We start from the raw sequence: 14511 nt of genomic DNA, 5'->3' as shown, positions 1-14511 counted from the left end.
TTAGCAACCAGCAATCTGAATTAAGTGTACGCCTCGTCGGGCAAATTCGAAGAAAATGTGAAACTATGATAGTATTCAAATTTTAATTGACGGAAAGAAGAATTGCGATACCGCCGAATTAGAAAAACGAATTCCACTTGCTGCTGAATTTATTTATTGTGAGCCGGAAGAATTTCATCTCAAACTTTTTGAATTAACAGCAACAACCGATCATTTAAATAAATGTGGCTTTCTATAATTTAGAAGAAAATATTTTTTCAGATGAAGAAGCAAATTTACAGCGCACTTCATCTGCAATATATTGAACCCGAATTAAGAAGGGTTAAACAGTTAGAGTTGGCTGCCCAAAATAATATCTTGAATTAATAACGTGCTACCGATTTAAAAGGCATTCTTCATAATCATTCCCTTTACAGCGATGGTGTTCATTCCTCGAAGAAATGGCCATGTACCGGGTAAACAATTGGGGTTTGAGTACTTTGGCATTTGCGATCATTCTAAAACCGCAGTGTACGCACAGGGATTAAGTATTGAACAAGTAAAACTACAACAAAAGAAATAGATAAATTAAATGCTAAAGAAACTTTCTTTAAAACTTTAAAAGGTATTGGGGGTTATATTTTATCGGATGGCTCCCTGATTATCCTTAAGAAACATTAAAAACATTTGATTTTATTGTGGCTTCCATTCATTCTACTTAAAAAGTGACGGAAGAACAAACCACCCGATTAATTAAATATTGAAAACCTTATACCAGTATTCTGGTCATCCCACCGGACGATTGGGGTTAGCCAGGTCTGGTTATCCCATCCATCATAAAAAGTAATAGACGCTTGTGCCGCTAATAAAGTGCACATATTGAATTAAACGCACATCCTTATCGGGACAGATATTGACTGGAGATGGACACAGTATTGTATCGAAAAATAACTAATTTCCATTAATCCCGATGCACATCATGCGAAGGTTTTCGATATGTATTACTGGGCTTGTTCCGGCACGCAGGCAAATGCTTACCAAAAGAAATGTGTTTAAATGCACTTTCCTATACCGAATTAATTAACGCATTTAAAAAATAAAATGGCGATTTTAAACCCATAGCCAGCTGGTTGATGAAAAAAGAATGCATCAAACAATATTCATTAAATATCCAATTGATACAAAGCGAATGGTTAAGCAGTTTATTAAAAGATGCGTCAAAACCGGAATATTTTAAAAAATATTCATTTGCCCACATTTCCAGTTGGCATGAATTTAAAAACAAAGTGCCTGTTGTTAATATGTGAAAGTTTAAACCTTCATAGAAAGAACTCAAAGGGGAACAAAATATTTGTAAGTACAGTGATATTAAATGGTTTGCGAAAAGTAAAGGCACAACGGATCAAAGTAAATTCATTCCTGCTTCAGAAGAAAGTTTCTTAAACGGCTATTGGCCATAATGCCGGAAGAGAAGTGGTTACTTTAAGATTGTTACATTAATCCCCAAACCAAATTATTCACCGGAAAATCTGGTTTAGCAGGAAGTTTAAAACCGATCAATTTGGAAATCATAATTTTCATGGCGATGTAAGTGCGGTCATCATTCAAAATCTTCCTAATGTGGGCCGATTATTTCAGAGCTCCTGATGTGAACATTATGCTGATAGCGAATGGTTAACCGAAAAGATTGCCCTTAGTATGATGGATGAAAACGTAACCATCATAGCCGGTGTACCCAGTTGGATGTTGGTTTTGCTGAATAGAATTCTTGAATTAAAAGGATCGGATCATTTTAAAAAATGTCAGCCTAATTTAGAAGTGTATTTTCATGGCGGCGTTAGTTTCAATTTCTTATCAGGAAAAATTCTCCGAAATATTTTAGTCCTAAAGTAAATTACGGTCAACTCTATAACGCCTCTGAAGGTTTTTTGGCATTCAAGATCAATTGAAAAGCGATGAAATGCTTTTAATGCTCGACTATGGTATTTACTATGAGTTTTTAGAATTAAAATATTTGAAAAATAATGAATATAATCGATGTATACCATTGGAAGATGTACAAATTGGCATCGATTATGCCATGATTATTACATCCAATGCCAGTTTATGGAGATATGATTTTGGGCGACGTTGTACAATTTATAAGTACTAACCCCTATCGATTCAAAATTAGTGGTAACAAAACAATATTTAAAATGTATTCGGAGAAGAATTAATGATTCAATAATACGGATTCTGCAATTGCATGGGCTTGGGAAAATCGCATGCTCCTGGTCAATGATTATACAGTTGTGCCCTTGTTTATGGATACCTCATCGGGAGCCCATCAATGGATTATTGAATTTGAAAAAGAACCTGATAATTTTGAATATTTTGTGGCCCTGCTCTACGAAAGCTTAAAAAGTCAAAACAGCGATTATGAATCAAAGATAAATGATTGTTCTTTAAAAGTTCCTCAAGTAATAAAAGTACTACCCAATCTGTTCTATAATTGGCTTAAATTCAAAAATAAATTGGGCGGACAAAATAAAGTACCTCGTTTATGTAACGACAGAAAAATTGCCAAGATATTTTGCTGTTCTTTTAAACGAAATTCAACCGGTTTTTTAATTAAATTTTAGTTTATAATTGAATTTCTGATGAAAAATATCAAATTCTCTTTTACGATTCGCGCTATCTCTGTATCTCTTTTCTTATTCGTGAATTTCGTTCCGCCCGATGCTGGACCTGTATTCACCATTAAAACAAAACACAATTATTTTACTACCGATAATTTAGGAAACATCTATGCGGTGAACGTGATGATGAACTCTTAAAGTATTTAAAAAACGGTACCTTTTAATCGATACAGTAACCTAAAATTAGGAAGCATTACCAGTGTAGATGCCGTTAACTGCATTAAAATTTATTATACTACCGTGATTTTCAACAATCGTTTTAGATAATCAATTAACTTCCAATAGCGAGATTATTTTCTTTAGAAGCATTGGGACATGAACAAACCGAGTGCTGGTTTGTGCCAGTGCCAATAATAGTTTTTGGACAATATTGATAAACAAAACAATGAACTAACCCGGTTTAATGAAAACTTTAAAAGCCTCAACCGGTAAGTTAAAACAAATTTTGCAAAGCGAATTGAACCTAAATTTATGCTCGAATACAATAATTATTTGTATTTAAACTGTCCACAAACCGGAATTTACGTATTTGATATTTTGTCGCCTATAGTAAATTACTCGCATTAAAAATATACAAAAGTTTAGGGTAAATGACTATTTAATTTATTATCAGAAAGATCCATCTATTTGTAGTTACAACCATAAGTTGTTTGAGGAGGGCTGTAAACCTATCCTTAATGGATCCGGCTGCAAAAGTGTAGAAATAGGTAAGCGTTTATTATATTTATCCTATTCCGACTCCATCGCCGTAGTAAATCTATAAGGCCCTTAGGCGGACAAATACTGGACCCAGCGTCATCCCATTTATTATTCAAATTTCACCCTCTTTAACAATTATTCATACAAGAAAACTTTCCTTTGTTATATATTTGAACCAAGCCATCCTGGTATTTAATACATGAAATGTGAGGTAAATTAAGCTTTGTAAGCATCTAACCATTAGAATGCAGCAACAACAAAATTTTTAATTGAAAACTGGACGAGTTTGTAACGCAAGTATTACAAAAATCACTCCTTAAAAGGCCTCATTTATTCCGGTGGGATATTACTTCGGCTTTTTTAACCGTTGTATTGTTGGAATATTTGGTGAATTTGATTCGGTTACCCGCGCCGTATTTTATTTTTGGTTTCTCAGCGCTGTAGTATCGGAGCTTATTAAATACATTACCATTCCTTTATTAAAACTGAATAAAATAGGCAAGATTATTTCAATGATCAGGCGGCCGACATTATTGGTTCACACTTTAACAGCGTTCAGGATAAATTGCTTAATGTATTGCAACTTCAAAATAATCAGCTTTTAAACGGATCCGGACACTTGCTACTCGCCGGAATCAATCAAAAAATTAAAGAACTAGAGCCCGTTCCTTTTCTACAGCTATAGATTTATCCGAAAATAAAAAATATTTAAAATATATAATTCCGCTTTTATTATTCTCCTCGCACTTTTATTTTATGGCCACAAGTGATCGCCAAAGTACAGCTCGTTTGGTTAATTATTCCACTTATTACGAAAAAGAAACACTTTTCGAAATAAATCTTTTAAATGATAAAACTGGAAGCGCTTCAAACTAAAGATTTCCCCTTAATGTAGAAGTAAAAGGAAATCAGTTACTGGCCGAATTAGCTATCAATATCAAAGGAATTGAATATAAATTGGAGAAAGAAAGTAAAAGCAATTTTTATTTTACTTTAAAAACTTCGGGATGAATACGCCTTTTCATTTAAATGCCGCCGGCTTCGATTCTAAAGAATATGAACTCAAAGCTTTCCCAAAACCTACCTTATTGCCAATTTAATCTCCAGCTTATTTATCCGGCTTACTTGCAAAAATAACGAGCGACTTAACAAGGCGGTGATTTACAAATTCTGCAAGGCACAAAAGTAGTTGGACTTTCAACACCAAAAACACCTCGATGATTTGTATCTTACGTATTGCCGATAGCGTATACAGCACCGCGCACAGTTCTATGGATTTGTTTACTTACGGTAAACGATTTATGGAAAGCAGTTCGTATAGCATAAAAGCCGTAAATCAAAAAGTAAAAAGTTTTATAGATTCGGTAAACTAGCAGCATTCGTGTAATGCCCGATCAATATCCCATTATTGAAGTAAGTGAGAAAAAGATTCGTGGGAAACCGGTAATGTTTATTTCAGCGGTCATGTAAGATGATTATGGATTTACTCGCTTGAATTTCAATATAAAAATACAGCACCGATTCCAGCGGTAAAAACTGAACTTTCCCGATCAAAACCTATTAATATCGATAGTAAACAAATTACGCAACCCTACTATCATTTTTTGATGCTAATCGTTTTGAATTGGGCCCCGTAAGTGATAAAAATAGAAGATTATTTGAGGTGTGACAATGATGGAGTAAACGGTGCTAAATCCACCAAAACACAGTTAATGTGTTTTTAAAGCCCCAACCAAAGATGTAAAAATAAACGAAGCTACCTCTAAAAATAACAACGCAATAAAAGAAGATTTAGAAGAAAGTATTAAAAAGCCAAGCAATTACAAAAGATGTAAAATGAAAATGGCCACAAATCAACGAGAAAAACAATTGGGCTATGAGGAGAAAAAGAAAATTGAGGAACTTATTAAAAACAAATGAGTTAAGAACTAAAGTGGATGAAGTAAAACAACAAAACCAATTAAATAATCAGCAATAAAATCAGTTTTCGGCAAACCGATGAAAAGACGTAGAGAAACAGAAACAGCTAGAGGAATTGTTTGAAAATGTAATGACTCCGGAAAATGAAAAATCTTTGATGAGTTGCTAAATAAGTTGATGGAAAAATGGATAGAAATGAAATTCAACAAAATTACGAACTCAAATTCAACTAATGAAGATATTGAAAAAGAACTCGACGAAATTTGGAAGCCTTTAAACAATCGGAAGCGCAACAAAAATGCAAACTGCTATTGATAAACCCGACGAGTTAAAAACAAAGAAATGAACTAGGTAAAGAAACTGAACAAGCGTCCCAGGATAAAAAGAAAACAAAAACGAAGAAAAGTCAAAAGAGTTAGAAAAGAAACAAGATGCCATAAATAAAGAATTTGATAAATTAAAAGAAGAATTAAAAGATATAGAGAAGAAAACAGTGAATTGGAGGTACCCATGTCGCTTCCCAAAAATGATAGGTCTAAAAGAAGAAATCAGTAAAGACTTAGAAAAGAGTTCGGAATCATTGAAGAAAATAAAAGAAATGCATTGAAGTCGCAAAAGGAGGCAGGCGAAAAATGAATGAGATGAAGGAAGACATGGAAAAATCCATGGAAGAAGAAGAGAGTCAGCAACAGGAAGAAAACGCTGAAGCCCTGCGTCAAATTCTTGAAAACTTATTAAACCTGTCTTATGCTCAAGAAGAATTAGTAAAAGAATTACCTAAAACCCGAATTGATAATCCATTGTACGTTAAAATTCCAGCAAGTACAAAACAAACTGAAAGATCGACAGTAAAATAACTGAAGATAGTTTATTGGTCTCTAAAGTAAAAGAGCCCCGCAAATTAGTGCCATTGTAAACCGCGTAAATTAATGCCATTAACTTAAACATGGATAAACCGTAAAATCATTAGCGGAAAGAAATACCAGTGGAGCTCACCATACCGATGTAATCAACCATGACTTGCGTTAATAATCTCGAAATTTTTAAACGAATCGCTCGAACAAAATGAGAAAGAGCAAATGAAACAACAACAAAAATGCAGGGTATGCCCGGCAAAGGCAAATGCAAAAGGCTGGTAGGGGTCGGTAAAAAACCTTCCGATAAACCCGGCACGCCTAACATGCGTCAATTACAAGAACAATTAACTCAGCAATTAGAACAACTTAAAAGCCCTTGAAAACGGCAGTAAAGTCAGGGATAAAACTGGGGATAAAAAGGACCTAAAACCTGTGAAGGTGGGCTAGGAAAACGTTCAACCCAGTACAGATACCCGGAAGCAGGTTAACAGTTGGCTTAAATGGTCATGCAACAAGAAGCCATACGCCGACAAATTGCGGAAATGATGAGTAAATTAAAAGATAAGGGGGAAATCCGGGAGGAGAAATGATGGAAATGATGGAACAAACTGAAAAGAGCATTGTAAATCGCCAGATTAGCAATGAAACCATGAAGCGCCAACAACAAATTTTAACCAAACTGCTTGAAAGTGAGAAAGTTGAGAGGGAAAGGGAACAGGATGAATAACGCAAAAGTAATGAGGCAAAAATGGAAAATTTAAGCAACCCTATCAGTTTTAGAGTATAAAGATTGAAAGAAAAGAACTGGAGTTGCTGAATACCGTACCTCCGGGTTTAACCCCTTGGTTTATAAGGAAAAAGTAAATAATTATTTCAATAACGTAAATGGTGCCGTCCAAAGGTGAAAATATAAAATAAGTTCTAGTCCTAAAAATCTGCACTGGTAGAACGCTTAATTGATGATGTTTGCCAGGTTTATAAAGTAAATGAAGATAGTTACGGTAATATTTAATTGCGGTAACCGAAGCGGTAAACAACGCTAAGTCTCATGGCAATAAAAATGATCCGCAAAACAAGTACATATTGGTTTCGAGGTCAACGATGGGCGGAACTTACCTTTAAAAATAAAAAGATGAAGGTCCGGGCTTTGATTACACTAACCTCCTTGACCCTACCGATCCGGCTAACCCCGAAAAATAAATGGCAGAGGCGTTTTTTAATGGAAAATCTGGCCGATAAAATTGAATTTCAAAACAACGGCAACGAAGTTTACCTGCATTTTCAGAATTAAACTTCTCACTTTATTCTTTTTCGGCCAACACAAAATCCCTTAAAATTATAGGCATCTATTCAAATTACAAGTATCTTTAATGTACTAATATTTAAAGAACTGCTTTATACTTTTACTTTTTGTTTCTTTCAGATTAGGCCTTGCGCAAACCTGTTCATAGGCAATGAATATGCCTTAGCCACGCAGTATTACGAACAGCGGGAATATGGTAAGGCCAACATTTACTTTGAAGACTTATTCGAAAAAAAAATCAGCACGGTATTTTTCCTTCTTATTATCAGGAGTTTGTTTACATTAAAAGATTTTTCTAAAGCCGAAAAATCACCAAAAATTTCTGAAAGCCAACCCATACAACGTGTATTTATACGTTTACCTTGCCCGTGCATTATAAAGCCGAAGAAAATCCCAAAAGAAAAGAAGCTTACGAGAAAGCAATCAAAGAAGTTCCATCCATTCAATAATACGCGCAAATGTTAGCCAATGCATTTGTTGAAGATGGTTTATATGATTATTCATTGAATGTATATGATAAGGTAAAACCAAAGATTATCCTTACTTCTATGAAAAGGGAAGTGTATAAAAAAAAAGGAGATTTAGTGAGTATGATTAATCAACATCTGGATGCGCTTGAATTCAGAGAAACTGAAATATTGATGGCGCAAACTTTTTTACAAAACTCCTTAGGTTATGATGATGAGAAGGTGGAATGAAAACCCAATACTAAAGTAAGAACTTCAAAACGATTACAAAAATCCGGATAAACTAATTTTATTGAACTTGGTGTTTATTTTAAAACAACAGAGTGATTTTGACGGCGCATTTGTACAAACTAAAAGCATTAGATAAAACAAATGAAGAAGTAAGTCGCATTTACGACTTAGCTCGAATTTGCACGGCCAATGAAGCCTGGGATGCAGCCTATCGTTGTTATGAATACATCATTCAAAAAGGTCCCAATAATTTATTTTATGACGGAGCTCGCGCTGATATTTTACATGTGGAATACAAGGCTCACCGCTATTGCCTAACCTAAAAAAAAAAGAAGATTTATTGGCCTTTAGAAAATAAGCTCATTAAAGCGCAGGAAATTTATGGAGAAAATTCACCTCAATGCCTTTATTGTAAAAACACTCGCCAACCTGCAAGCCTATTATTTAAATAAAGCCGACCAAGCCATTGAAATTTTGAGACCATAATTACACAACCCGGATTGGAAGCAGTAACAAAGCAGAATATAAAAATGTTACAAGCCGATATTTATGTAATCATTGGGCAAATTTGGGATGCTTTGTTATTGTATTCCTCAAGTTGAAAAGATTTTAAATACGAGGCCATTGGGCAAGAGTGTAAATTCAGAAATGCGAAGTTGAGTTTTTTATGCCGAGATTTTGAATGGGCCAAAAACAAGCCGATATCTTAAAAGGAGCAAATTGCAAATTAATTGCCAATGATGCCTTCCTGATTTTGCTTTAATTATTCGATGCCATTGGTGTAGATACCAATGCTGTGCCTTTACAGATTTTTGCTTTATCCGAATTAATGGTACTGCAACATAATTTTGATGCGCCTTGTTAGCATTAGATAGCATTAATAAAACATTTTGCACGCACACTTTAGGTGAGATGATATTTATTTTAAAAAAGTGCAGATCTTTAAATCAACAGGTAAACACGGAGGCGGAAAGCATGTATAAAAATATTTAGAATACTTTCCGAATGAACTGTATGGGGATGACGCTCAATTTAAATTGGCTGAATTGTATGAAAGAAATTTGCTCGATCAAGAAAAGCCAAACCGGCTTATCAGGATGTGCTTCACCAAATACCCCGGCAGTATTTATGTAGTTGAATCTCGTAAGAGATATAGAGATTTATAAGGATGCGATAAAGAATTAAAGTAAAACTTAATTATCTTTAACCCCGCCGCATTTTTCTGTATTTCCCATCATCATTTGTTTTGTCAAACTTCATTCTTAAATTCCTGCAATATGTTTTAAAAGACATATTTTTCTATTATTTCTAATGGCCCTTTTTAATTCCTTACGGCCAGAAATTGGATTCACTTAAAAATATATTGAAAACAATGACTAACGATTCAATCAAAACAAAGCCTCTTAGGGTTCTTTGGCTGAATTGGCTAATGATGAGGAGTTTTGGCCTTCACATAACAAACAAGCAAAAATCTCTTGCACTAAAAAATTAAAAGAATTAAATAATCAAAATTTTAACTTTCACACTAAATGCCTAGCTGATGCGCTTGGAAATGAAGGTTATTTACACGGTCTCAACGGCCAATTAAATGGAAGCGCTTCTGAGCTATACAATCAAAGTTTGCTATTACGTATTCAAATAAATAATAAGGATGGAATATCCAATTTCATAACAACATGGGGCGATATTTGAATAGAATTAAGGAAATATATCCAAAGCCTTAGAACATTATTTAAGTGCTTTAAAAATTAGAGAAGAATTAGGGCTTAAGAAAAACACATATATCTCTGATTAACATAGGTGTACTTTACAGTGATCAAGGGATAAAGATAAAGCATTAGAAATATTATTTGCGTAGTTTAAAAATTCAAGAAGAAATTGGTGATTTGGCTTATCCAGCAAACTCTTTAAACAACATTGGCGCACTTATGCCGACAGAAAAGAAAACATGTTACTTTGGAGTGCCATAATCGTAGTTTAAGTATTCGTAAAAAGTTAGGGGATAAAAGACAAATGAGTTATACCCTCAATAATATAGGCATGATATATTTGGATTCGGGAGAAAAAGACATAATTGATACGGTGCTATTTTACACTACCCGAAAAAGAGAAAAAGCTTTGGCTTGTTTTGCAATCACTACATATTAGTAAAGAGTTGGATGATAAAAACGGAATAATTGTAGCCATGAACAATATTTTGTTATTACTATTTCTGTACAAAAAGTTATCATAAATCGACAGAAATGGAGAATTAGCTTATGAGATACAAAAGAATAGTGGTTTTTTAAATACATTAAAAGTATTTCTTCATAGTAATGTTCCTATAAAGAATTGGGAAAAACAGGTCAGGCCCTAAAATTTCAAGAAATTTATGTTTATACAAGAGATAGCATTCGAAATTTAGATTTCAGAAAATCAAACTTTAAAGCCCAGGTAAAATACGAATTTCCAAAAAAGCAGCTGCTGATAGTTTAATCATTGTAGAAGAAAAAGGTTGCCCGAGCTAAAATTAGAAAATGAAAAACACAAAAGTATGCTTTGTTCGGGGTATTACCTTATTGGTGTATTTGGTTTTATTTATGGTTAATCATTAATGTAATTAAAAACAAAACGCATAATCGAATTAAAAGAAAAGAGACTCAAATTCAGAAAATAAAATAGAAGAAAAACAATTGGAAATAACACAGCATTCAATACGCCAAACGAATTCAAAATTCATTTCTACCAACCAATCATTACATTAATAAAATTGACGCAGATGATAAATAAACAGTGATATTTATTAAAGATTAATTTATCTCCGCATTCAAAGCTTCTTAATAAAGTTTTCCTGCTTTTAATAAACATTCTTTATATTCTTGCTCCGGTCGCCCAGGTACGTTATGGCACCGTTTACCGCAATAGACAAACGATTTGTTTTGGATTATAAAAAATACTTCGGATAATTACACACAATCAAAAATCCCCATTTTCTTCTATCAAACCCATTGCCCCGGAATAATACCTTCTTGCAAATTTTTCAAAGTGTTCAATAAAATTCATAGCGCTTATTTTAGGAGCTCCTGTCATACTGGCCATCGGAAATGTGGCCTCGATAATGGTATCAAAATCAGCATTTTCTTTGAGCACACTGCACCGTGCTTACCATTTGATGCATTTGTTTCAAAACTTTCCATATTATATAATTTATTTTACGTTTACACTTCCCCGTTTTGCAATTACCGATAAATCATTCCGGGCCACATCCACGGCCATTACATTCTCGGTCCTTTTCTTTGTTCTCAAATAATTTCTTTTTTAATTGTTCGTCTTCTTCCGGCGTTCTCCTTTCGTATGGTTCCTTATGGGTTTTGTAAAAAGTTGGAGTCCTTCTTTTAAAAAACAACTCCGGACTAGCGCAAATAATAAATTGCTCCTATTTTACTAAGGAAACATAAGGAGCCTTGCTAATTTCTGCAGAGTTTTAGAAATAAGAGATTCCGGGTCAATTTTGTTCCTTCGGCATAAAATTCCAAGCAATAATTTAAATTCATAAATATTCCTAAAGCAATTTCAAGCATTAATTTTTTTTAACATTTGTAAGATATTCCCTTAGAAATAATAGGTTTTAATTTATTTTAGCTCACTCATGTTGACTTTTGGATGGTAAACTGTTGAATTATTTATCTAAAAATCAATTGTATTTCCTCAAGGGGATGCTGATATTTAATCAGACAATAAGAGAGTTCACTCCAATGAAAAATTGTTTAACAGAAGAGCTAATTCCATTTTAATAAACTTTCCTCCTTCTTGCTTATTTTGATTAATTAAAAATCTACTTGTATTTTTAGATTTTTTAGATGCTAATCTGCCTACAATCCTAACTAAATTATCAACTTATCCACGCGACTTTGTAACTTTAATAGTCCAAATCACATGAATTTTATTAAGATTAAAATATTTTATCCTTTTATACTGTTTGTGTATTAATACCATTTTGCACAAACGAGTGTTAGCGAAATTGGTATGCAACCTAAAAACCGCTTTCGAGAACTACACTTCTTTAGCCCCAGTCCGTCTCCTATCAGTAAGCAGTAATTAGACCTGAAAACTCAAGAAGCATTTAAATCACATCCTGAATATGGCATTAATCCTTACAACACCCAATGCAGTGATTGTATTGAATTAATTGATCGCTGAACGGGACAGTAGCCGATATTTTATTAAAAACGGAAGCAATGGCTCCAACTTTTTTGTTCAAAAAGGTTTTGCCCACTTCCTTTCAAGAATACTAATAATCACTCAATCTATTGATGCCGACTAAAACTCATCCGTTCACAGCCAACAAATATTATGCTCCTAATCAGCAAATGCCCACATCTTATAATTCCATAAATGGTAATACTTCAATTCTATTAAGTCAATTTGAATTGATATTTAACAAAAACAATAAAGTTTATCATGTAATTAATAATAGTGAAAATATTATTTTTGGTAATGGAAACTTAGCCTCCAACTACTATTGGTGAAGACGGGGGCAAAAACTACCGGTATTGGCAGGGAACAGATAGAACTATATTGTTTGACAGAGGAAGTGTAAAAACAAATTACATTTTAAACGCTTCGCCAAATTTGCCGAATTTTTAGGTTGGCTTGCCTTTTGGAAGAGAAATTACATTACCTATAGGATATAAGATATTTAAAGATACTTTAGAGGGGGGGTGTTTATCCCTTATTGGTTATTGGAATGGAGAATTAATTATTATAAATATGTCTAACGGTCTTGAAGTTGGTAGAATTGGGAACCCTTAGTATATGACAGTAATGAACAAAAGCCTCATCCCATTTAACTGCTTATAGAATAAAATATCTGGGCAACACTTATTTTTGCAAGTGATGGTTAAGGCGAGTTGGTCATGGACATTAACACTTCATATCCGGTAACCGTTGATCCATTGATATCCGGAAATAAATACTTGGTCCGCCGGAAATATCGGATTTACAAACTATAATCCAGGGAATGGTTTTTGCGGGAATTCATCCACATGGTGTTTAGGAGGGACTTTAAATGTAACCTTTCCGGGAGGTGGGCAAATTACTAATGTATTGTGGTCAATGGTATATATTGCCACATTAGGAAATCCAATGCAAAGTGCGGGCTTTAGAATGGTTGGTCCATGTGGAGAAAACCCCACAAACACCAATAGCTGGTGGAGTTGCAACACAATTGCATCCGGAACTTGTAACACAACTAATTTGTCGGTTCCTAACTTGGCAACATGTTATCTTCCTTCCTGCAACCCAACTGTCGTTCCATTCCAGGTAAAAAATATTAATTGTGCTCAAAATGATGGAGTCTGCGGAACTACAAGATATTATACATTAAATAATTCTTGGATAGTTACCGTGCAAGGATTAACCGTAGAACAACCACCTGTTCCAAATTCGTCTTCCGGAACAACATTTTGCTCAGGTTTTTGCACAGTATTATCTGCAACTGGAAATTATGGTGTACCAGCTTACTCATATGTATGGAATCCGGGCGCAATCGCTGGTAATTCTATAAATGTATGCCCGCCTCCAAACACAACTAACTAATTACACTTGTACAATTACAGATCAATGTGGAAACACTGCAACAAACGTCGTTGCTATAACTACACAATCTGCCACACTCCCCTTACCCGCTATTAACGTTCAAATGAATCCTCCGAGTGGTTCTCCTTGTCCGGTAACCGTTACTGCTTGCTCGGATGTTGGAAATAATTACGGTGGTGGGCCAGAAAATTATCAATGGACTTTTCCAGGTGGTGTTGTTACAGGCGGAGGTGCATTATCCGGTTCTGCAAACGGTTCTACATACGGAGGTGCAGGATCTGCAAACGTTTTGCGCCGGAGGAGCATCATACACTATCGTTTACAATAGTCCCGGAACATATAATTTAGGCGTAGACATGGTTAAAGGTTCTGATTGCGCGGCTAACACAACACCCATAACTGTAAACTGTTTTATTTTACCCATAGAACTTTTGGAATTTAATGCGCACTATAACGGGACAAATGTGGAATTGAATTGGGCCACGAGTTCCGAAATGAACAGCGATTATTTTGAAATTGAAAGAAGTGTTGATGGCTTTAATTTTACATCTATTGAAAAAATAAAAGCGGCAGGTAATTCAAATACATTAAAAAAATATTCTGCCCTGGATTTAAATCCGGGAGATTACGGACAAGTTTACTATAAATTAAAATTATATGACATTGGGCACTCAGATGCTAAATTCACGCAAACTAAAATGGTAAACATTGTGAAAGGATTAAGCACTAAATTAAAAGTACAACCTAACCCCGCAACACAATTTAGAATTATTTGTGCCAAAATCTTTTTCTAGTAATCA

Annotated in this window: 18 protein-coding genes; 16 read left to right on the top strand and 2 right to left on the bottom strand. The window is 34.3% G+C overall.

Annotation, left to right across the window (positions count from 1 at the left end; translation table 11 throughout):
• Positions 1-1112: 1112 nt before the first annotated feature.
• The 12 genes from IPM51_15300 to IPM51_15245 all read left to right on the top strand — a co-directional run bounded on the left by IPM51_15300 (position 1113) and on the right by IPM51_15245 (position 10282).
• Positions 1113-1286, top strand: a complete 174-nt coding sequence (locus IPM51_15300; GenBank protein ID MBK9285666.1) for a GH3 auxin-responsive promoter family protein — start codon at positions 1113-1115, stop codon at positions 1284-1286.
• Between the two features lie 42 nt (positions 1287-1328).
• Positions 1329-1439 carry a hypothetical protein gene (locus IPM51_15295; GenBank protein ID MBK9285665.1) on the top strand — a complete coding sequence of 37 codons (111 nt, stop codon included), beginning with the start codon at positions 1329-1331 and terminating at the stop codon, positions 1437-1439.
• 241 nt (positions 1440-1680) lie between these two features.
• Entirely contained in the window at positions 1681-1872 is a 192-nt protein-coding gene (locus tag IPM51_15290; protein ID MBK9285664.1) for a hypothetical protein, read from the top strand.
• Positions 1873-1924: 52 nt separating this feature from the next.
• Positions 1925-2131, top strand: coding sequence for a GH3 auxin-responsive promoter family protein (locus tag IPM51_15285; GenBank protein MBK9285663.1), 207 nt, complete (start codon positions 1925-1927; stop codon positions 2129-2131).
• Between the two features lie 112 nt (positions 2132-2243).
• Positions 2244-2600 carry a GH3 auxin-responsive promoter family protein gene (locus IPM51_15280; GenBank protein ID MBK9285662.1) on the top strand — a complete coding sequence of 119 codons (357 nt, stop codon included), beginning with the start codon at positions 2244-2246 and terminating at the stop codon, positions 2598-2600.
• A gap of 18 nt (positions 2601-2618) precedes the next feature.
• Positions 2619-2795, top strand: coding sequence for a hypothetical protein (locus tag IPM51_15275; GenBank protein MBK9285661.1), 177 nt, complete (start codon positions 2619-2621; stop codon positions 2793-2795).
• A gap of 1778 nt (positions 2796-4573) precedes the next feature.
• The gene (locus IPM51_15270; protein ID MBK9285660.1) at positions 4574-4729 is read left to right on the top strand and encodes a hypothetical protein; all 156 of its coding nucleotides are present in this window, start codon (positions 4574-4576) and stop codon (positions 4727-4729) included.
• A gap of 1179 nt (positions 4730-5908) precedes the next feature.
• Entirely contained in the window at positions 5909-6133 is a 225-nt protein-coding gene (locus IPM51_15265; GenBank protein ID MBK9285659.1) for a hypothetical protein, read from the top strand.
• A 1761-nt stretch (positions 6134-7894) separates the two neighbouring features.
• Complete coding sequence (locus tag IPM51_15260) at positions 7895-8134, top strand: hypothetical protein (GenBank protein MBK9285658.1); 240 nt, start codon at positions 7895-7897, stop codon at positions 8132-8134.
• Between the two features lie 92 nt (positions 8135-8226).
• Positions 8227-8457 carry a hypothetical protein gene (locus IPM51_15255; protein ID MBK9285657.1) on the top strand — a complete coding sequence of 77 codons (231 nt, stop codon included), beginning with the start codon at positions 8227-8229 and terminating at the stop codon, positions 8455-8457.
• 1090 nt (positions 8458-9547) lie between these two features.
• Positions 9548-9826, top strand: a complete 279-nt coding sequence (locus IPM51_15250; GenBank protein ID MBK9285656.1) for a hypothetical protein — start codon at positions 9548-9550, stop codon at positions 9824-9826.
• Between the two features lie 225 nt (positions 9827-10051).
• Entirely contained in the window at positions 10052-10282 is a 231-nt protein-coding gene (locus IPM51_15245; protein ID MBK9285655.1) for a hypothetical protein, read from the top strand.
• An 807-nt stretch (positions 10283-11089) separates the two neighbouring features.
• Here IPM51_15245 and IPM51_15240 read toward each other — a convergent pair.
• Both IPM51_15240 and IPM51_15235 read right to left on the bottom strand, forming a co-directional pair.
• Positions 11090-11263 carry a chorismate-binding protein gene (locus IPM51_15240; GenBank protein MBK9285654.1) on the bottom strand — a complete coding sequence of 58 codons (174 nt, stop codon included), beginning with the start codon at positions 11261-11263 and terminating at the stop codon, positions 11090-11092.
• 57 nt (positions 11264-11320) lie between these two features.
• Positions 11321-11419, bottom strand: coding sequence for a chorismate-binding protein (locus tag IPM51_15235; protein ID MBK9285653.1), 99 nt, complete (start codon positions 11417-11419; stop codon positions 11321-11323).
• Positions 11420-12423: 1004 nt separating this feature from the next.
• Between IPM51_15235 and IPM51_15230 the strand changes: the two genes are divergently transcribed.
• The 4 genes from IPM51_15230 to IPM51_15215 all read left to right on the top strand — a co-directional run bounded on the left by IPM51_15230 (position 12424) and on the right by IPM51_15215 (position 14505).
• Positions 12424-12642 (top strand): hypothetical protein, encoded by a 219-nt coding sequence (locus IPM51_15230; protein MBK9285652.1) that lies wholly within the window; start codon positions 12424-12426, stop codon positions 12640-12642.
• A 577-nt stretch (positions 12643-13219) separates the two neighbouring features.
• Positions 13220-13711 (top strand): hypothetical protein, encoded by a 492-nt coding sequence (locus IPM51_15225; protein ID MBK9285651.1) that lies wholly within the window; start codon positions 13220-13222, stop codon positions 13709-13711.
• Positions 13680-14039: a hypothetical protein gene (locus tag IPM51_15220; GenBank protein ID MBK9285650.1), complete on the top strand. Its 360-nt coding sequence runs from the start codon at positions 13680-13682 to the stop codon at positions 14037-14039. Before IPM51_15225 ends, IPM51_15220 begins: the two co-directional genes overlap by 32 nt.
• A complete protein-coding gene (locus IPM51_15215; protein ID MBK9285649.1) occupies positions 13981-14505 on the top strand; it encodes a hypothetical protein in 525 nt (174 codons plus the stop codon). Before IPM51_15220 ends, IPM51_15215 begins: the two co-directional genes overlap by 59 nt.
• The last annotated feature ends 6 nt before the right edge of the window (positions 14506-14511 follow it).

This window comes from Sphingobacteriaceae bacterium (assembly GCA_016715905.1).
GTDB lineage: Bacteria > Bacteroidota > Bacteroidia > B-17B0 > Aurantibacillaceae > Aurantibacillus.
The sequence above is the reverse complement of the archived record's forward strand: the minus strand, read 5'-3'. Positions and strand labels throughout refer to the sequence as shown.